This window comes from Ruegeria sp. HKCCD7628 (genome assembly GCF_057221005.1).
Genome location: NZ_JBWVBA010000011.1, coordinates 95,012 through 113,356, shown reverse-complemented (window position 1 = coordinate 113,356; position 18,345 = coordinate 95,012). Strand labels below are relative to the sequence as shown.

18 protein-coding genes are annotated in these 18,345 nt (G+C 54.6%); 16 read left to right on the top strand and 2 right to left on the bottom strand.

Annotation, left to right across the window (positions count from 1 at the left end):
* Window position 1: 1 nt before the first annotated feature.
* Together AC2TAD_RS18905 and AC2TAD_RS18900 are read right to left on the bottom strand one after the other, a co-directional pair.
* On the bottom strand, window positions 2-667 hold the full coding sequence (locus tag AC2TAD_RS18905) for a GntR family transcriptional regulator (RefSeq protein WP_170356864.1): 666 nt from the start codon (window positions 665-667) through the stop codon (window positions 2-4).
* A gap of 42 nt (window positions 668-709) precedes the next feature.
* The gene (locus tag AC2TAD_RS18900; RefSeq protein WP_353394440.1) at window positions 710-1,096 is read right to left on the bottom strand and encodes a YciI family protein; all 387 of its coding nucleotides are present in this window, start codon (window positions 1,094-1,096) and stop codon (window positions 710-712) included.
* A gap of 84 nt (window positions 1,097-1,180) precedes the next feature.
* On the opposite strand from AC2TAD_RS18900, the gene AC2TAD_RS18895 reads away from it, so the two are divergent.
* The 16 genes from AC2TAD_RS18895 (at window position 1,181) to sstT (ending at window position 18,246) form a co-directional block, all read left to right on the top strand.
* Window positions 1,181-2,065: a fumarylacetoacetate hydrolase family protein gene (locus tag AC2TAD_RS18895; RefSeq protein WP_480869550.1), complete on the top strand. Its 885-nt coding sequence runs from the start codon at window positions 1,181-1,183 to the stop codon at window positions 2,063-2,065.
* Window positions 2,062-2,727 (top strand): malonic semialdehyde reductase, encoded by a 666-nt coding sequence (locus AC2TAD_RS18890; RefSeq protein ID WP_480869549.1) that lies wholly within the window; start codon window positions 2,062-2,064, stop codon window positions 2,725-2,727. Before AC2TAD_RS18895 ends, AC2TAD_RS18890 begins: the two co-directional genes overlap by 4 nt.
* Window positions 2,728-2,745: 18 nt before the next feature.
* A complete protein-coding gene (locus AC2TAD_RS18885; protein ID WP_480869547.1) occupies window positions 2,746-3,201 on the top strand; it encodes an OsmC family protein in 456 nt (151 codons plus the stop codon).
* Window positions 3,202-3,232: 31 nt separating this feature from the next.
* Complete coding sequence (locus AC2TAD_RS18880) at window positions 3,233-4,306, top strand: C4-dicarboxylate TRAP transporter substrate-binding protein (RefSeq protein WP_170755664.1); 1,074 nt, start codon at window positions 3,233-3,235, stop codon at window positions 4,304-4,306.
* 30 nt (window positions 4,307-4,336) lie between these two features.
* Window positions 4,337-4,888 carry a TRAP transporter small permease subunit gene (locus AC2TAD_RS18875; protein WP_170475503.1) on the top strand — a complete coding sequence of 184 codons (552 nt, stop codon included), beginning with the start codon at window positions 4,337-4,339 and terminating at the stop codon, window positions 4,886-4,888.
* Window positions 4,885-6,189: a TRAP transporter large permease gene (locus AC2TAD_RS18870; protein WP_480869543.1), complete on the top strand. Its 1,305-nt coding sequence runs from the start codon at window positions 4,885-4,887 to the stop codon at window positions 6,187-6,189. The genes AC2TAD_RS18875 and AC2TAD_RS18870 overlap by 4 nt, the downstream gene beginning before the upstream one ends.
* Window positions 6,190-6,199: 10 nt before the next feature.
* Window positions 6,200-7,066: a dioxygenase family protein gene (locus AC2TAD_RS18865; protein ID WP_480869541.1), complete on the top strand. Its 867-nt coding sequence runs from the start codon at window positions 6,200-6,202 to the stop codon at window positions 7,064-7,066.
* A 21-nt stretch (window positions 7,067-7,087) separates the two neighbouring features.
* Window positions 7,088-7,894 carry an amidohydrolase family protein gene (locus tag AC2TAD_RS18860; protein ID WP_480869538.1) on the top strand — a complete coding sequence of 269 codons (807 nt, stop codon included), beginning with the start codon at window positions 7,088-7,090 and terminating at the stop codon, window positions 7,892-7,894.
* Window positions 7,891-8,268 carry a hypothetical protein gene (locus tag AC2TAD_RS18855; RefSeq protein WP_170755669.1) on the top strand — a complete coding sequence of 126 codons (378 nt, stop codon included), beginning with the start codon at window positions 7,891-7,893 and terminating at the stop codon, window positions 8,266-8,268. Before AC2TAD_RS18860 ends, AC2TAD_RS18855 begins: the two co-directional genes overlap by 4 nt.
* 59 nt (window positions 8,269-8,327) lie before the next feature.
* Complete coding sequence (locus tag AC2TAD_RS18850; RefSeq protein ID WP_480869536.1) at window positions 8,328-9,392, top strand: cytochrome-c peroxidase; 1,065 nt, start codon at window positions 8,328-8,330, stop codon at window positions 9,390-9,392.
* Between the two features lie 535 nt (window positions 9,393-9,927).
* Window positions 9,928-11,415, top strand: coding sequence for a YfcC family protein (locus tag AC2TAD_RS18845; protein WP_480869533.1), 1,488 nt, complete (start codon window positions 9,928-9,930; stop codon window positions 11,413-11,415).
* 9 nt (window positions 11,416-11,424) lie between these two features.
* The gene (locus tag AC2TAD_RS18840; RefSeq protein WP_480869530.1) at window positions 11,425-12,804 is read left to right on the top strand and encodes an amino acid permease; all 1,380 of its coding nucleotides are present in this window, start codon (window positions 11,425-11,427) and stop codon (window positions 12,802-12,804) included.
* Window positions 12,801-14,027: an arginine deiminase gene (locus AC2TAD_RS18835; RefSeq protein ID WP_480869528.1), complete on the top strand. Its 1,227-nt coding sequence runs from the start codon at window positions 12,801-12,803 to the stop codon at window positions 14,025-14,027. The genes AC2TAD_RS18840 and AC2TAD_RS18835 overlap by 4 nt, the downstream gene beginning before the upstream one ends.
* Window positions 14,028-14,082: 55 nt before the next feature.
* On the top strand, window positions 14,083-15,081 hold the full coding sequence (gene argF, locus AC2TAD_RS18830; protein ID WP_170756246.1) for an ornithine carbamoyltransferase: 999 nt from the start codon (window positions 14,083-14,085) through the stop codon (window positions 15,079-15,081).
* A gap of 3 nt (window positions 15,082-15,084) precedes the next feature.
* Window positions 15,085-16,023 (top strand): carbamate kinase, encoded by a 939-nt coding sequence (arcC, locus tag AC2TAD_RS18825; RefSeq protein ID WP_353394467.1) that lies wholly within the window; start codon window positions 15,085-15,087, stop codon window positions 16,021-16,023.
* 993 nt (window positions 16,024-17,016) lie between these two features.
* Window positions 17,017-18,246, top strand: a complete 1,230-nt coding sequence (sstT, locus tag AC2TAD_RS18820; RefSeq protein WP_480869525.1) for a serine/threonine transporter SstT — start codon at window positions 17,017-17,019, stop codon at window positions 18,244-18,246.
* Window positions 18,247-18,345 lie beyond the last annotated feature (99 nt).

Genomic DNA, 18,345 nt, shown 5'->3' with positions numbered 1-18,345 from the left:
TTCAGGGCTCCATCTGGCTGCTAAGGTACTCACCTGTTCGGCGGTAGTGATCGATTAGGTGCCGAGTTGCGCTGTCTGCGTCGTGATTTAATGCGGCGTCCAGGATTTGCTGATGTTCGGCGGCTATGTCTCGCTTTTTGTAGCTCGACCCGCCAGCCGCCAGATAGCGGTAGCGAATGTTCAGGTCATAAAGCTGCGAGCAATACCGCAGCAGCAACGGCAGTTTCGAATTATCCAACAAGGCCATATGAAACGCCTTGTGAGCGTCCTCAAAGTCCCGAGCCCCGTTCTGGCTGGCCTTTTTCATATGATGGTGACGTAAGACAAGCCGATCTTCCCAGGGCGCATCCGCATTGGTGATGGAAGCGCGCAACGCGGTTTCCTCAAGGTTGCAGCGCAACAGAAGTATTTCCTCAAAGTTACACTTGCTGACTGGCGCTGCCCGAAATCCGCGTTGATCAATCCGCTCGACCAACATGTCCGAAGTCAAAAGGCTAAGCGCTTCACGAACCGGACTAGCGCCAGTGTCCAAAAGCCCGCGAAGCTGTTCGATCTTGAGTTTTTGACCCGGAGGTAATTCTCCGGTCAGGATCATTTCGCGCAGCCTTCGATACGCTCCATGAGTGGCTGATGTCTCTTTGCCCTCAGTGTCAAGCATGGCGTCCATATCCGACTGTTCCTATTTCGCGGCTAATACTCTTGAGTGCACTTAACTGAAGGCACTTGTTCCAGTGGATAGACCAACTGAAAGGTTCAGCGAGCCTTCGTTGATCAACCAGCGCCGAAGTACAAAACTACGTGCCCCACTTTTGTGCATAGGGTCGTCTTCGGCCAGCTTCTGGGCGGATTCAAGATTGTCGGCGCGATAGATGATCAGGCCCATTCCTTGCATATGCTCGCCGGTTTCATCCGACATGGGGCCTGCAAAAGCCAGCTGCCCCGAACGTTCCAACTGCGCCTGATACGCCAAGTGATCTGGCAGTGACGCCTTTACATCTTCGGGCGCTTTGGCTGGCGTGCTCAGCGCGACGTAAAGCTCCAAAGCAAGCGCGCCGCGGCTTTTTGCTTCTGATTTGTAGTCTGCCCAAGCAACCATTTGCTGCCTCCAAAAATATCGATATTATTTGACATATGGCAAAATAGTCGGCAAAAATCAAGCGAACTGACATGGATGGTGAAAATGAAATACCTGGTGGGAGAGACTTCGGAAGGCACAGCGGTTTTTGGTGTAGACGGCGAAAACGCGGTGAATCTAACGGCTTTGAACCCTGCTGTCGGTTCGGATTTGATGGGTTTGATAGCCAGGCCTGAACTGGCCGACTCACTTGCCAGCAAAATTGACGCGGCAGACAGTGTGCCCGTGTCTTCCATCACTCCGGCGTTGCCCGTTACCGCTCCAGGAACGATCATTTGCATGGGGTTGAACTACACGGACCACATCAAGGAAGGCGGGTATGATATTCCGGAGTATCCGACGCTGTTCATGCGCGGGAAGAACTCGATCATGGCGGCGGGGCAACCCATGGTGCGGCCTGCCTGTTCCGAGAAGCTCGATTACGAAGCCGAACTTATGCTGATCGTTGGAAAACGCGGACGCCATATCTCGGAGCAGGACGCACTGGACTATGTCTTTGGCTACACTGTATTCAACGATGGTTCGCTGCGGGATTATCAGCGCAAAACCGTTCAGTGGACACCCGGCAAAAACTTTGATGATACGGGCGCGATTGGTCCATTCACCGTTACGCCGGACGAACTGCCCGAAGGGGCATCCGGTCTGAAGATCGAAAGCCGTGTGGGTGATGAAATCCTTCAAAGCTCGAATACCGCCAACATGATTTGGGGGGTTCGTCAGGTCATCGCGACGATTTCGGAATATACTACTCTGGAGCCGGGGGACCTGATTGCGCTAGGAACGCCGCCCGGTGTCGGACACGCCAAAAAGCCCAATCCCCGTTGGCTGAAGCCCGGCGAAACCGTCGAGGTCGAAATTGAAGGCATCGGAATCTGCGCAAGCCCAATCATTGACGAAAAGGACGCCAAGTCCAAGGTGGCTGCAGCATGAGCGCACCAACCGGAGCAGAGCTGGAGGCACTTCGCGCCAAGGCGCAGCAAGATCACCGCGATCTGCGCGAGCGCATTCCACGCTTGTCGGATGACGCGATCGCCTTGATCTTGCGCGAATCCAGATCGCATTACGCGTGGACCAACAAGCCTGTTTCTGACGACATACTTGAAGAGATCTACGACATCACGATCAACGGTGCGACCAGCATGAATACGTTGCCCGCGCGCTTCGTTTTCGTGAAAAGTCCTGAAGGTAAAGAGCGGCTTGCAAAGTCTTTAAAGCAGAAGAATGTGCCAAAGATGATGGATGCTCCGGTCACGGCGATCATTGCCTATGACATGGACTTCTGGAAGGAACTGCCCTTTCTTTTCCCGCACGAAGACCGTCGGCCATTGTTCGAAAACAAGCCCGACTACGTGGCAGACACGGCCTTTCGAAATGGCACGCTTCAGGGCGCTTACTTCATGATTGCGGCCCGGGCGGTCGGGTTGGACGTCGGCGCCATGTCAGGTTTTTCGAACAAGATCGTCGATGAGGAGTTCTTCGCGGGCACGACGCTCAAGTCCAATTTTCTTTGCAATCTGGGCTACGCGGACGAGACCGGATTGTTCCAGAAGCTTCCACGTTTTCCATTCGAAAAAGTTTGCTCGTATGCATGAGGAGGTGACGCTGTGGCTATGAAAGTGAAACCCGTCGTGACTTACCGCACGACAGCTCAGTGCCCGACTCACGCGCGGACCGAAATACCAATTCGCGATCTTGATGTTGTTGTCGATGAACCCGTCGAACGCGGCGGGACAAATCTTGGTCCGTCTCCGACCGAGACCGCAATGGCAGCCCTGATCGCCTGTACGAATGTCATCGGTCACAAGAACGCACGCCGGTTGGGAGTTGACCTCGGCACTGTGACAATCGACGCGAAATGCAGGCTGGACCGGCGTGGGGTGCTGATGGAGGAGGAGATCGATGTTCCGTTTCCGGAAATCGAACTCACCGTGAATTGTGAGACGCCCGCCAGTCAGGAGGAACTGACGCGCGTGGGCGAGGAGACAGCCAAGTATTGCGCCATCGCAAAACTGTTTGAAGCGGCAGGCACGGACCTGACCGTAAACTGGGTCAAAACAAACAAATAATGAAATGACCTGTCTTTCTGGGAGGAGAGAAATGAAAAACTGGACCAAACGCAGCCTAGTGGGCGCTGCTCTGGCAGGCGTCATGGCGATGCCCCTCGCGGCAGAAGAGACTATTTCAGCTGTTGTGATTGATGGGTACCCAGATCGGGCCTTATGGGTGAAGGAATTCACCAACTTCTTTATTCCAGAAGTGGACAAGCGGCTGGCTGAGTCCGGTAACTACAAGATGAACTGGCAAGAGAATTACGGCGGTTCGATCGTTAAGCCGAAGGGCGTTTTGGAAGGTGTCCAACTTGGTCTTGGCGATATTGGGATCGTCACGACAATCTTCCATTCTTCTAAGCTGCCCAGCCAGGGTATTTCGGGATCGACACCCTTCGTGGCATCGGACTCCCGTGCTGTGGCTAAGGCAGTTGATGAAATCGCGCGCGAATACCCTGCGATGCAGAACGAGTTTGCTGCGCAGAACCAAGTTTACCTGGCAACTGGAGTCGTACTCGATACCTACCAGGTGTTCTGTACAGAGCCGGTTACGGCTGTTTCTGACCTGGAAGGCCGAAAAGTGGCCGGAGCTGGACTTAACCTTCGATACCTTGAAGGTATCAAAGACGCGGCCGGGGTACGTGGTGGTCTGACCGATTTCTACAATATGCTTCAAACCGGCTTGGTTGATTGTGCAATGCTTTGGCCCGAGGCTGCCAAAACCTTCAAGATCGCCGAAGTGGCTCCTTACATGCTCAAAGCTGACTTGGGTGCAGTGAATTCCAAGACTATCACTGTGAATTCTGACTACTGGGCAAAGTTGCCCGACGAAGTCAAAGACGTTCTTAAGGCCGTCGCTATTGACTACCGTGATCATGTGGCCGGTATCGCTATGGACCGCGCCGCGGCCTCACGGGATGCCTATACCGAAGCCGGTGGAACGATTGTCGAAGTTTCGGACGAAGAACGAGCGGCTTGGGCCAACGCAATGCCCAATGTTGCACAGGAATGGGCTGCCACGCTGAATGAAAACGGCGAACAAGGCGACGCGATATTAGCCGCCTATCTTGGAAAACTGCAGGACGCCGGTTTCACCGGAGTACGCGACTGGACGGCCGAATAACTGGCTGGCGATCCACGAAAGGGGCCTTTCATGCTGAAGACCGCAGTTGCTGGCTTGTCGCGGGTCGCCAATTCGCTTGCTATCGCCGCCAACGCATTGGGTACGCTTGTCGTCCTAGCGTTGGTGGTCATTCTGAATGTTGACGTCATTGCACGGGGCCTGTTTTCGGCCCCACTGCGCGGAACCTACGAGATGGTGCAATTCTCGGTCGTGATGATCGTGTTCCTGCAGCTGGCCGACGTTGTCAGAGTGGATCGATTGACGCGCTCAGATGGGTTTCTGAACCTGCTACACCATCGTCGCCCCGGTCTGACAGCCAACCTGAGGCGCATCATCAACGCCATTTCGGCAATCTTCATGGCCTTGATCGCCTATGTAACCTTCCCTGAATTTCTTCACATGTGGGAAACACAGGACTACTTCGGAGTGCCCGGTCTTTTCACATTGCCTTGGTGGCCGGTCAAACTGGTCATCGCGTGCGGTACTGCGCTTGCCTGCGTGATCTTCCTGCTCAAGGTCGTCACGGCGCAGGACCGCCCGCAACTTATTCGCACCCCAGAGCATGACGAGGCCGCAGAATGACGCCGATTGAGATTGGCCTGATCTCGGTCGTTGCCATAGTCTTTCTGATTTACGCGGGCGTCTACATTCCGATTGCTTTGGGCGTGGTCTCCTTCGTGTCGATCTGGCTGATGCGGGACAACTTCACGCTTGCGCTCAACCTGCTGAAGGTTGCGGTGGGCGACAGCGCGATGGAATACAGTTTCGCGACAATCCCTCTGTTTACCTTTATGGGCCTCATCGTTTCAAAAGCGGGACTAGGCAGGGATATTTACGAGGTCATGACCATGCGATTTCGCAAGGTCAAAGGCGGTATCGGAATGGCGACCGTCGGAGCAAATGCCGTGTTTGCGGCCGTTACCGGGTCGTCCATTGCGTCCGCATCAGTGTTCACCAAGGTCTCGGTCCCGCAGATGATGGCGCAGGCATATAATCCACGTTTTGCGGTTGGGGTTGTGGCCGGGTCGTCGGTTTTGGGGATGATTATTCCACCCTCGGCGATGCTGATCATCTATTCCTTTGTCGCCGAACAGTCCGTAGGGGACATGTTTCTGGCGGGAGTAATACCCGGTATCATGCTGGCAATAGCTTATGTGGGCGCGATCTGGTTGATGGGTCGTTTTACACCTGCATTTGTGGGCGGCCGGGTCGTCGAAGACACCGAATGGATGTCCGGGCGCGAGATCGCATCCAAGACCCTGCCCACATTGTTCATTATCACGGTAGTGCTCGGTGGCATTTACACAGGATGGCTAACCGCTGTCGAGGCGGGTGCAGCTGGGGCACTGGTTGCGCTCGTGATCGCAGTCGTACGCAAGTCCATGACACCAAGAGCGTTCTGGGACGCGTTGCTGGAAACCGGTCACATTACAGCGGCGATCTTGTTCCTGATTACGGCGGCTTCGATCTATAGTCGCATGCTGGGGCTGGCTGGGCTGCCCAATCAGTTGCAGGATTTGCTTGCGGGAAATTCCGCGTCCTTTTGGTCGATCATGCTGCTCTACGTTCTCTTGATGCTTTTTCTGGGAACTTTGCTCGATACGGCGTCCATCATTCTGATCGTCGTCCCGCTGTTCCTGCCCATGGCCGAAGCCCTGGACATGTCGTTGATCTGGTTTGGCATTATCACTGTGGTCGGCGCCGAAATCGGGCTTTTGACCCCGCCTTTGGGCATATCTTGCTTCGTCATCAAATCGACGATCAACGATGACCGAATATCGCTCAGGGATGTGTTCATGGGCGCACTTCCCTTTGCGTTCGTGATGCTGATCGTTCTGTTTATTCTGATCGAGTTCCCGATCCTCAGCCTTGCCCTGATTTAAGGAGGCGCATATGCGCTCTGTTACCAAAGACAATATCACCGATGTGTTCATGGGATACCTGTCCAAGGACACCGATCCGCGGATGAGAGAAATCATCGGGTCTCTGGTCAAACACCTCCATGACTTCGCGCGGGAAACCAACTTGACACATGACGAATGGCGCGCCGGGATTGCGTTTCTGGAGGGGTGCGCCGCAGTAGAGACAGAAGACAGGCATGAGTTTGTTCTGGCCTCGGATGTGCTGGGCCTGTCGTCTTTAGTGGATATGCTGCATTCCAGCCCTGACGCGACCAGTTCCTCCGTGCTGGGGCCATTCCATGTCTCTGGCGCACCCCCGTTGCCGATCGGCGGCGATATGAAGCGCCACTACGGTGGGCCGGTTCTGCTTGCTGAAGGCGTGATCCGGGACACCGATGGTAATCCGATTTCCGGTGCAGAACTGGATATCTGGCAAACCGCGCCGAATGGAATGTATGCAAGCCAGGACGAAGAACAGGACACCTATTCATTCCACGCTCTGATGACGGTTGGGGAGGATGGAAAATATGCGTTCACCACGGTCAAACCGGTGGAATACACGGTTCCGTCGGATGGACCCGTCGGAGACATCCTACGGGCGTGTGGGCGCCATCCTTGGCGGCCTTCGCACCTACACTACATTGTCAAGGCTCCTGGCTACCGTTCTTTGGTGACCGAGATTTTCCCCGACGACGATCCTTATCTAGATCAGGACACGGTGTTTGGAGTTCGGGACGATCTGGTGATGACCTATGTCGAACGGCCGGCTTCAGAATTTCCGGACGGGATGGAACTTTCTGGTAAGATCACTGAACCATTCTTGCACGTGAAATTCGACGTGACGCTCGCCAGATTCTGAATGATATCGAGGAGGCATGTGGTGCTGAAACAAATCTGCATTTTGAGTGCCGCGCTGTTTTGCAGCAGTGCCATCGCACAAGAGCGCCCGATCTTTGACGCGCATATTCATTACAGCCACGACGCCGTCAAACTGGTGCCACCAGAACAGGTGGCTAAAATCCTTCGGGATGCGGGCGTGCGGAAAGCATTGGTTTCCAGCTCGGATGACAATGGCACGCAGCTTTTGTTGGCCGCGGCACCGGACATCGTCGTTCCAGCCCTGCGCCCGTACCGTCGTCGCGGTGAAATCAACACCTGGATGCACGATGAATCTGTAATCGACTATTTGGAAGAAAACCTGGCTAAGAATGACTACGAAGCCATCGGCGAGTTTCACGCTTACGGGGACGACATTAAGACGCCGGTTATTCAGCGCATGATTGCACTGGCGAAAGAGCGGAACCTCATTCTACACCACCACGGCGATCGAGAGGCAGTGGACCTGATCTTCGAAACCTGGCCTGAAGCTCGGGTATTGTGGGCGCACTCTGGCTTTGATGATCCAGCGAGCGTTGTTGACGCGCTGAACACGTATCCCAGGCTTTGGGCCGACTTGGCGTTTCGTTCAGACATGGCTTCACGAGGCAGAATTGACCCCGATTGGAAGGAGGCTTTCGAAGCCCATCCGGATCGCTTCATGGTCGGTACGGATACATTTGCGCCGGAACGCTGGTACTATGTCGGCCCCCACGCAGATTTTTCGCGTGAATGGCTGGATTTGCTGCCGGACCACATTGCGGACAACATCGCCTATGCCAACGCAGAACGTTTGCTGGCATCAGAATGATCCGCAGCGCGGTCTGGTTTATGATTTGGTCCAGCACGGCTTTTGCTTGTGACGAAATTGGGCAACGTATGACTTCGGAAGTTCAAAACGCACCCGAGGTTTATCTGTCTGTCGATGAAATTCCGTTGGCTGAGCCGTTTTCCGTACTGGTTTCTATTTGTAGTGAAACTACCGTGGGCCAAATGCGTGTGGATGCAATCATGCCCGCTCATCGACACGGTATGAACTATACCCCCAAAGTTAGCGCATTGGGCGGCGGAGCGTTCCGTGTTGATGATATGCTGTTTCACATGCCGGGTTTGTGGGAGTTGCAGGTCGATGTCGACATCAATGGCCAATCAGTTTTCTACTCGTCAAAAATTACGCTGAAATGAAGCTGTGGTTTACAGCTGCGCTAATAGCCCTGACAGGTGCAGTGCGTGCAGAGGTCTCGTTGTCTGCAGACGAAATTGAACAAACGCTTTCCTTTGGGCCTTGGCCACCATCCTTCCATTCGGACCCAAGCAATAGAGTTTCGAACAATGCCAGAGCGATCGCGCTTGGAGAGGCCTTATTCAACGATCCGGTGTTGTCCTCCGACGGTGCATTTTCTTGCGCAAGTTGTCATGATCCGGAACAGGCATTTACAACTCCAGAGGCGCGGGCGCTCGGCCGTGTACTGTTAGATCGAAACACTCCATCACTGCGGAACCTGGCCGGACTCCGCTGGTATGGGTGGGGTGGCAAAAGCGATAACCTTTGGGCAGCCAGCCTGCATCCGATCATCGAAGAACAAGAGATGGCGCACAGCCCCGAAAGCCTAAAAACAGCAATCTCTGAAAGTGCCTACATTGATGACTTTGAAGCTATTTTTGGCGTCATCCAAAATCAGGACCCAGAGCTTGTTCTGGTGAATACTGCAAAAGCTCTTTCGGCTTACTTGGAGACTTTGGTTGCCGACCGGACGCAGTTTGATGATTTCCGCGATGCCTTAGAGCGTCGAGATTTTCCAGCTGCCGCCTACTACCCCGAGGCAGCCCAGCGCGGTCTTCAGCTGTTTTTAGGGCGCGGGAATTGCGTATTTTGCCACAACGGCCCGAGGTTTTCCAATAATGAGTTCCACGATGCCGGTGTACCATATTTTCTGAATGAAACCCGGGTTGACGAAGGTCGTTTTGGTGGATTGAACTTTTTACTCTCAAGCCCCTATACACTGGACGGCGACTGGAATGACGATCCGGATAAGCATGGTGCTTGGGCGGTTCGAAATGTACGCCGGAGCCACGCTGATTTTGGAACCTTCCGCACGCCCAGCCTGCGCGGGGTGGCTGAAACCGCACCCTACATGCATGACGGCAGCCTAAGGGATCTGAACGCTGTGATCCGACATTACAGCAAAATCAATACGGAAAGGCTGCACGCCGACGGTGAAGCCATTCTCTTGCAATTGAATTTGTCTGAGCAAGAGATTGCAGACTTAGTTGCGTTTTTGATGACGCTGTCCACGGCGCCTTACTAAAGCGTTTGTGTTTAAAGCCCGGGAATGGGTTATTTGGTAAGCTGGTTCGGCGACTATCGTTAGCAGTGCCGATGAGGGGGTGCTGCTCGCTCTGGGTCAGAATCGCTTGACGTTTGGGTCAGAAATGGATGACGTGATCGGCTGAATTGTTGAGGTTTTGAAGTCGATTAAGTCCAATATCAGTAACGTTCCACAATCCTGTTGAACGTCACACGAACCCGACCCAACTGTCATAGTTGGATCAGAAAAGTGGTGAACGCTCGTCATCAGATGGCACCCCAAGTCAAACAGTCTTTCCACTATTAAAATCAGATGCCACGCTACGATTAGTTGCTGTCAAACATCAGATCGCTTTGATTGCGCGCTACAACTGACCCAAAATCGTGGAAAAGAGCCATGGCAGAAATTGTTCAATGTGTTCGGCTACCTCACGTTTTGCGAAAGTGACAAGTCGCCGCGTTAGTAGTAAGTTGAGACTTAAATATTCAAATATTTGACTGCCCAGCTTCTCAGCTTCACCCAGCGCGAGTTCCATATGTCCAAGTTCAAATTTCCTACCGCCTTTACCATTCTGTTCATTCTGATTGCCGTCGTGGCGGCCCTCACATGGGTTATTCCGGCCGGTGAGTATGACCGTCAGATGAACGAAGCTCTGGGCAGCGAAGCGCCTGTCCCGGGCACCTACCACGAAGTCGAGCCGAACCCTCAGGGGCTTACGGCGGTCATCCTTGCCCCGATTGCAGGTATGTACGACCCTAGTCTTCTGGGAAGTTCATCCAGCGCCGCAATTGATGTCGCTTTGTTTGTTCTGGTCATTGGTGGTTTCCTGATGGTTGTCACCAAGACAGGAGCTATCGACGCCGGTATCGGTTGGTTGCTGCACAGGTTGGCTGGGCGGGAAATCCTGATGATCCCAATCCTGATGATCGCCTTTGCCTTTGGCGGGACAAGCTATGGCATGGCGGAAGAATCCCTCGCGTTCTACGCTCTGATTATTCCGGTCTTTATTCGGGCAGGGTATGACTCCTTGACCGGGGTCGCGGTGATCATGCTTGGCGCAGGCATTGGGACCCTGGGCTCAACCTTCAACGCATTTGCGACAGTTGTTGCCTCGCAAGGTGCGGGTATTCCGTTCACGAACGGGATAGTTCTGAGGTTCATTATCCTTGTCCTTTGTCTTGCTGCAGGCATCGCATTCGTCATGCGATACGCATCACGCGTGAAAGCCGACCCGTCATTGTCCGTGGTGGCCGATCAGGCCGAGGAAAACCGGGCGCATTTCCTAAAGGGTTCGGAAGGCGATGATACGTTCCCCGAGATGACCAAGACGCGTTCGATCATTCTGATTCTTTTCGGGATTACCTTCGCCATTATGATCTATGGTGTTGTGGTACTGGGGTGGTGGATGGCCGAAATGTCCGGTCTCTTCCTAGTGATGTCCATCATCGTTTGGTGGGTCGGGAAAACGGATGAAGGGTCCAGAATGGACGAAGGGACCTTTGTGGAAACCTTCGTTGATGGCGCGCGCGATTTGCTGGGCGTTGCCCTGATCATTGGCGTCGCGCGCGGTGTTGTCGTCATTATGGACGCGGGCAAAATTACCGACACGATCCTTGCTGCAGCCGAGGGGTTTGTCTCGGGGCTGAGCGAGTTTGCCTTTATCAACGCGATGTTTGGCATTCAGATCCTGATGTCATTCCTGGTGCCGTCCTCGTCAGGGCTGGCCACGCTTTCGATGCCGATCATGGCACCACTGGCAGACTTTGCGGGCGTCGGTCGTGACCTGGTGGTGACAGCTTACCAATCCGCCAACGGATGGGTTAACCTTTTCAACCCGACATTTGCTGTCGTCATGGGTGGGCTAGCCATTGGACGCGTGTCCTATGACAGGTGGCTACGCTTTGTTTTCCCGCTGCTCGTAATTCTGGCCGTGATCATCTGCGCCGCACTTACCGTTGGGGCGATTACTGATCCGGGGATCGACGGGCCCGTAACCGAGACTTCAGATACGACATCAAACTGAGCTGTCGCAATGACCGATCGCTCCGCTCCAGAGACGACTTCGACATCGGGTGCCCTAGGGCTGACGGCCTGTATCGCTTTGGTTGTTGGAAACATGATCGGGTCGGGAGTGTTCCTTCTTCCAGCGTCACTTGCTCCGTTTGGGCCAATTGCAATCGGCGGGTGGATTCTGACTTCGGCCGGGGCACTGGTTCTGGCGATCATTTTTGGAAGGCTGTCGCGGGTTGTCTCAAAACCTGGCGGTCCCTATGCCTACTCGCAAGAAGCGTTCGGAGACTTTGCAGGGTTCATTATCGCCTGGGGGTATTGGATCGCGCTTTGGACCGGGAACGCCGCCGTCGCTGTCGCGTTGGTGGGGTATTTGGGGTTCCTGTTCCCGATAATCATCGAAGTACCGATGTACGGCCTCTCGACCGCGTTGGTTGCAATCTGGACGCTCACCTTGGTTAACATCCGAGGAGTCGAAGGCGCTGGTTTGCTTCAGATCGTGACCACGGTGCTTAAACTTGCTCCGCTGGTCGTCATTGGCACATTGGGTATCTTCTGGATCAACACCGAGAACTATGTTCCGGTCAACCAAAGCGGCACCACGGCGTTTACGGCGATTTCTGCCGCGGCTGCTCTGACGCTTTGGGCCTACCTGGGCCTTGAATCTGCGACGGTTCCCTCTGGCGATGTTATCGAGCCGGAAAAGACCATCCCGCGCGCCACCGTGATCGGCGTGATTATCGCCGCAAGCGTCTATATCTCGGTAACCGCCGTTTCGATGGGCGTCATTCCTGCCGAGCTGCTTGCTGTTTCCGCCGCACCTCTGGCAGCCGTCGGTGAGGTGATGTTTGGTCCCGTTGGCGGCGTCCTTGTTGCTGTGGGCGCGGTGATTTCGACCTTTGGCACTTTGAACGGCTTTACGCTGCTCAGTGGCCAGGTCCCTTACGGTGCCGCTTTGGATCGCGTCTTCCCCGCAGCCTTGGGCCAAAAATCCAAATTTGGAACGCCTGCTAATGCGTTAATCCTGTCGAACGCGTTGGCCTCGGTTTTGATTATCATGAACTATGCGCAAGGGCTGGTCGCCGCATTCAACTTTGTCATTTTGCTCGCCGTTGTCGCCAGCCTGTTGCCCTATGCCATCTGCTCTGTGGCGGAGATTATGATCCGGCTGAAAGGCGGGCAGGTCCTGCATGGCCCGGAATTGGCCAAGGTCGTCGTTCTGGGCGCGCTTGGGTTCATTTATTCGGTCTGGGCCTTCATCGGCTCCGGCGCTGAAACCGTTTTGGTTGGCTCCGTCCTGTTGCTTATGGGCGTGCCAATCCATGTCTGGGTCCGCTGGAGTCAGGCCAATGATATTGAAGACATTCAGAAAACAGATAGTTCGAAAGGAGAGTTGCAATGAAGCTCGGTGTTCATTCCGAGATCGGAAAGCTCAACAAGGTGATCGTCTCGCGCCCTTCTCTGGCGCATGATCGTCTGACGCCACGAAACTGCGAAGAGCTTTTGTTCGATGACGTGATCTGGGTCGAACAGGCCCGCAAGGACCACGCAGAATTCTGTTCCCTGATGCGGGAACGCAGGGTCGAGGTCTACGACATTCAGGATCTGCTCGCCCAAGCTATCGCAAACGACCCCGCAGCGCGCGCCTTCCTGTTGGACCGTCTGATCACGCCCAACATGGTCGGCCTGGGCTTTTCCGTGGAAATGCGTGCCTGGTTGGACGAGATGGATGCCAAGCTGCTTGCTCGCCATATGCTCGGCGGCATCATCTTTGCAGACCTGCCCAAGGGTATGATCGACGAACAGTTCGGTGATCTGGTTTCTCTGGGCGACTTCATTCTTCCCGCGATCCCCAATGCGCAGTTCCAGCGCGACCCCTCCTGCTGGATTTTCGATGGCGTGACGACGAACCCGATGTTCTGGCCTGCTCGTAAGCCGGAAACCCTGATCATGCGTACGGTGTATCGCCACCATAAGATGTTCAAGGACGCCGAGTTCGAGTTCTGGTGGGGCGATAGCGACGATGATTTCGGCCTAGCCTCGGTCGAGGGTGGCGACGTTCAACCTGTGGGCAACGGCACAGTCTTCATTGGAATGGGCGAACGCACTACCCGGCAAGCCGTCGCTCAGGTGGCGGAAGCGCTGTTCAGGAAGGGCGGTGCCGAGCGTGTCGTCGCCTGTGCGATGCCCAAAAGCCGCGCAGCCATGCATCTGGATACGGTGTTCACTTGTCTTGACCACGACAAGGTCACTGCATTCTCGGAAGTCGCGGACCAGATCACCTGTATCTCGATCCGCCCGGGTGACCGCGGGGACTTGGATATCCACGTGGAAAAAGGGCACCTTTTCGACGTCTACAAAGAAGCGCTGGGGCTGAACTCGCTGGAGGTCATCTCGACCGGTGGCAACGAGTTCCAGGCCGAGCGCGAACAGTGGGATGACGGGAATAACGTCGTGGCCCTCTCGCCCGGTGTGGTCGTCGGTTATGCGCGCAACACGTTTACGAATGGCAAGATGCGCGCAGCCGGCGTCGAGGTGATCGAAATCTCGGGTCAGGAACTGGGGCGTGGTCGCGGTGGTGGCCACTGCATGACCTGCCCGATCGACCGCGACCCCGCCTATTGAATTTACCATGGGTGCAGCCCCTGCGCCCACTGATTTTTTGTTAAGGAGAGACAAAATGGCATTCAATCTCAAAGGCCGTAGCTATCTGAAAATCGCCGATTTCAGCCAGCGTGAAATGCTGTACCTGCTGGATCTGGCCCGCGATCTGAAACGCGCCAAATACGCCCGCGCCGAACAGCCCTCGCTGACCGGAAAGAACATCTGCCTGATCTTCGAGAAGACCTCGACGCGTACTCGTTGCGCCTTTGAAGTGGCGGCCTACGATCAGGGTGCGAACATTACGTATCTCGATCCATCGGGCTCGCAGATCGGGCACAAGGAGTCGATGAAAGACACGGCGCGCGTTTTGGGCCGCATGTTCGACGGGATTGAATTCCGCGGTGCCGGTCAGGACATGGTTGAAACGTTGTCAGAATATGCCGGTGTTCCGGTCTATAACGGCCTGACCGACGACTGGCATCCGACCCAGATGCTTGCCGATATGCAGACCATGATCGAGCACGCTGACAAGCCTCGCAAGGACATTGTCTATGCCTATTCGGGCGACTGTCGGTCGAACATGGGCAACTCGCTACTGATGTTGGGCGCGATCATGGGCTGCGACGTCCGGATGATTTCTCCGAAAGAAACCCAGCCCCATGACGATGTGCGCGACTTGGCGATGGAGCGGGCTGAAAAGACCGGCGCACGTGTGACCATCACCGACGATACCTCGGCCGTAGAGGGCGCGGACTTCATTCATACCGATGTCTGGGTGTCGATGGGTGAGCCTAAAGAAGTCTGGGCTGAGCGGATCAAGCTGCTGAGCCCTTACCAGGTCAACATGGATCTGATGAAGAAAACCGGTAATCCAGCCGTCAAGTTCATGCACTGCCTGCCCGCCTTCCACAATCTGGAGACTAAGGTCGGTCAGGACATTCACGAACAGTTCGGCATCACCGAGATGGAAGTGACCGAGGAAGTGTTCGAAAGCGACATGAACATAGCGTTCGAGCAAGCCGAAAACCGGATGCACACCATCAAGGCGATCCTCGTCGCCACATTGGGAGCCTGAACCATGGGACGCGTTGTTGTAGCACTCGGCGGCAACGCGCTTCTCAAACGGGGTGAGGCGATGACAGCGGACAATCAGCGCAAGAACGCGAAGATTGCCGCAGAAGCCCTCGCCCCGCTCTGCGAAGCGCACGAAACCGTCATCACTCATGGCAATGGCCCGCAAGTCGGAATGCTGGCTCTGCAAGAGATCATGTATACGGATGTCGAGGAGTACCCGCTGGACGTTTTGGTCGGCGAAACGATGGGCATGATCGGCTATATGATCGAGCAGGAGCTTGGGAATATCCTGCCCTTCGAGCATCACATCGCCACCCTGTTGACCATGATCGAGGTTGACCCAAGCGACCCGGCCTTTGACAACCCGACCAAGTTCATCGGTCAGGTTTATTCCGAAGCGGACGCCAAGAAAGAGGCGGCTGACAAGGGCTGGACGGTGAAACCGGATGGCGAGTACTGGCGACGCGTTGTGCCGTCGCCCCGCCCGAAACGTATCTTTCAGGTCGAACCTATCCGTTGGATTCTGGAAAAGGGCGCGACCGTGATCGCTGCTGGCGGTGGTGGCATCCCGACGATGTACGAGGCAGGTGCTGAACGGAAACTGGTCGGGGTCGAAGCCGTCATCGACAAGGACTTTGCCTCGTGCCTTCTGGCGCAGAACCTTGGAGCAGATTTCTTTGTTATCGCTACAGATGCAGAAGCCGTGTTCCTGAACTGGGGAACGCCTGAACAAACAGGTATTAGATCGATCACTCCGGATTCATTGGATGAGTACGATTTCCCCGCCGGGTCAATGGGCCCCAAGGTCCAGGCTGCACAAGACTTTGTGCGATCCTCGGGCGGTCGCGCCATCATTTGCGCCCTAGCAGATGTTCCTGCAGCCGTTCGCGGTGAAAAAGGGACAACCGTATCGATGGAGGCGGGGAAAACACAGTTTCACTAGGCCCCAAGAATAGGCCCTGTTCATTATGATGTCCTCTATGGGACGCGAGGGACGACGCTGCACGCTGCGCGACACGAGATCGCGCATAGGGGGTGTCAGGCCACTAATTTTTACTGTCTCTGAAGTTCTTGTGAGCGGAATGCTGGCCAGGCAAGATGCTGACCCTCCGCCAAGATATCGTTGCGGCTACAGCGCGGAACTCGGCAGACTTTATAATTTTGGTCCTAAATTTTTGACGCTTCGCAGGCAGTTAGTTTCTCAGTTGCTTATGTTGCGAAACGAATAACAGGCGCTAAGCCTACTATTGAGCAAAAGGGGTTTAATTGTCGCGCAATCTTGAAGCCACCAGAATGGAGCCCTAAGCGCGGAATCGGTGGCCTCTGGGAATAGCCTTCGGCCAAAATTTGAACATATATTTTCTAAAAAGCACCATACGGTAGGAAGCGCAGTTCTGTTGAAATTTCGAAAGTTGGCAAAGTAGTAAATCTAATTTGAAGACCAGCTGCTTTGTCCGCGCTGTAGGCATTCGTTGAATTCTGTCGAACGATCGCGTTGCGCCTAAAGCAGACGTTTTGGCACGCTTTCCTTGCCAAGGCTTATGGCAGTCAACGAAGGGTTGGCGTGGTTCGATAAGAGCCTTCAGCACACTGTCCTTGCCGTTCCAGTTACGGGCTCATCGTTTGGCGGGAAGGGCAAGTTATAACCCGATTTGGAGAAAACGAACTTTGGGAAATACATTAATAAACATTTATGTTTAGGTGAAATTTGCGAGCAAATTGACGTAAGGTAAGTTATTGTAATGCATTAACAAATTGAACTCTTTTTGGTCGTTAAAACAACCACTTCAGAAATGTGCGACAAAGTCTTAGGCCATCTAGAGACGTTTAATTTTGCGCCAAGACCTCCAACTAGCCACCAGCCTTTGAATTTCAACCGTGCCTGCGCGGGCGTGAGCTTCGTCCGTATGGCCCCTACTCAAACAGGATGGTCCCAATGAATTTTATTCTGCGTGGTAGCCTGGTTACCCAAATCACCATCGGCCTAGTCGCGGGTGTTCTGCTTTCCACCTTTTGGCCCGCTGCCGGGTCAGCCGTCGGCTTGCTTGGCGATTTCTTCGTCGACGCATTAAAAGCCGTTGCACCCGTTCTGGTGCTGATCTTGGTTTGCGCTGCGATCACCAACCACAAAAAGGGCAGCGATGCCCTTATGGGCCCCGTGGTACTCTTATACCTAATCGGAACCTTCGCAGCTGCTCTGGTTGCGGTTACAGCGAGCTACATGTTTCCGGTTACTTTGCATCTGACCGGCACGCCCGAGCTTTTGGATGCGCCGGGCGGTCTTGCCGAGGTAGTTAAGAATATCTTGCTTAAAATCGTGGACAATCCAGTAAATGCTCTGGCAACCGCAAACTACATCGGCATTCTAGCTTGGGCCGTTGGTCTAGGACTTGTTTTCCGTCACGCCAGTGACACAACCAAGACCCTGATGTCGGATCTGGACGGCGCGATCACCAAGATCGTCGCAGCAATTATCCGGCTGGCTCCAATCGGTATCTTCGGTATCGTGGCTTCGACGATTGCTGAAACCGGCTTTGAAACACTTGCAAGTTATGGCCAACTTCTGGCGTTGCTGCTTGGCTGCATGATTTTCATGGCGCTGGTTGTCAACCCGCTGATCGTGTTCCTGCGCATCCGCAAAAACCCATATCCGTTGGTTTTCACATGCCTGAAAGAGTCCGGTATTACCGCGTTCTTCATGCGCAGTTCGGCGGCCAATATTCCTGTGAACATGGAGCTTTGCCGCCGTATGGATTTGGATGAAGAGACTTACTCGGTCACGATTCCAATCGGTGCTACGATCAACATGGCTGGCGCTGCGATCACCATAACTGTCATGACGCTGGCAACCGTTCACACAATGGGTATTCAGGTTGATTTCATCTCGGCCGTGTTCCTCAGCATCATTGCCTCGATTGCTGCCACCGGGGCTTCGGGCGTAGCAGGAGGATCACTGTTGCTGATCCCAATGGCCGCCAGCTTGTTCGGCATCGACAATGCAACGGCCATGCAAGTGGTGAGCATCGGCTTCATTATCGGCGTGTTGCAAGACTCTGCGGAGACCGGTTTGAACTCATCGACCGACGTTCTGTTCACCGCGGCGGGATCGTATAAACAAGGAGATCCTTACCCACGAAAGTTGGCCGAGGCTCAACTGCCCGCTTAGGAATTGAGTGAAACACTTCAACCGCTGGCACTGGTCGGCGGTTGAAGAACGGATCGGTACGCAAGACAGGCATCGGGTGCAAGTCACTGAACAATCGCA

What these genes read in the sequence shown, in the direction of transcription:
- AC2TAD_RS18905 (WP_170356864.1), bottom strand. Translation starts at nt 667, where the DNA reads ATGGACGCCATGCTTGACACTGAGGGCAAAGAGACATCAGCCACTCAT.
- AC2TAD_RS18900 (WP_353394440.1), bottom strand. Translation starts at nt 1,096, where the DNA reads ATGGTTGCTTGGGCAGACTACAAATCAGAAGCAAAAAGCCGCGGCGCG.
- AC2TAD_RS18895 (WP_480869550.1), top strand. Translation starts at nt 1,181, where the DNA reads ATGAAATACCTGGTGGGAGAGACTTCGGAAGGCACAGCGGTTTTTGGT.
- AC2TAD_RS18890 (WP_480869549.1), top strand. Translation starts at nt 2,062, where the DNA reads ATGAGCGCACCAACCGGAGCAGAGCTGGAGGCACTTCGCGCCAAGGCG.
- AC2TAD_RS18885 (WP_480869547.1), top strand. Translation starts at nt 2,746, where the DNA reads ATGAAAGTGAAACCCGTCGTGACTTACCGCACGACAGCTCAGTGCCCG.
- AC2TAD_RS18880 (WP_170755664.1), top strand. Translation starts at nt 3,233, where the DNA reads ATGAAAAACTGGACCAAACGCAGCCTAGTGGGCGCTGCTCTGGCAGGC.
- AC2TAD_RS18875 (WP_170475503.1), top strand. Translation starts at nt 4,337, where the DNA reads ATGCTGAAGACCGCAGTTGCTGGCTTGTCGCGGGTCGCCAATTCGCTT.
- AC2TAD_RS18870 (WP_480869543.1), top strand. Translation starts at nt 4,885, where the DNA reads ATGACGCCGATTGAGATTGGCCTGATCTCGGTCGTTGCCATAGTCTTT.
- AC2TAD_RS18865 (WP_480869541.1), top strand. Translation starts at nt 6,200, where the DNA reads ATGCGCTCTGTTACCAAAGACAATATCACCGATGTGTTCATGGGATAC.
- AC2TAD_RS18855 (WP_170755669.1), top strand. Translation starts at nt 7,891, where the DNA reads ATGATCCGCAGCGCGGTCTGGTTTATGATTTGGTCCAGCACGGCTTTT.
- AC2TAD_RS18845 (WP_480869533.1), top strand. Translation starts at nt 9,928, where the DNA reads ATGTCCAAGTTCAAATTTCCTACCGCCTTTACCATTCTGTTCATTCTG.
- AC2TAD_RS18840 (WP_480869530.1), top strand. Translation starts at nt 11,425, where the DNA reads ATGACCGATCGCTCCGCTCCAGAGACGACTTCGACATCGGGTGCCCTA.
- AC2TAD_RS18835 (WP_480869528.1), top strand. Translation starts at nt 12,801, where the DNA reads ATGAAGCTCGGTGTTCATTCCGAGATCGGAAAGCTCAACAAGGTGATC.
- argF (WP_170756246.1), top strand. Translation starts at nt 14,083, where the DNA reads ATGGCATTCAATCTCAAAGGCCGTAGCTATCTGAAAATCGCCGATTTC.
- arcC (WP_353394467.1), top strand. Translation starts at nt 15,085, where the DNA reads ATGGGACGCGTTGTTGTAGCACTCGGCGGCAACGCGCTTCTCAAACGG.
- sstT (WP_480869525.1), top strand. Translation starts at nt 17,017, where the DNA reads ATGAATTTTATTCTGCGTGGTAGCCTGGTTACCCAAATCACCATCGGC.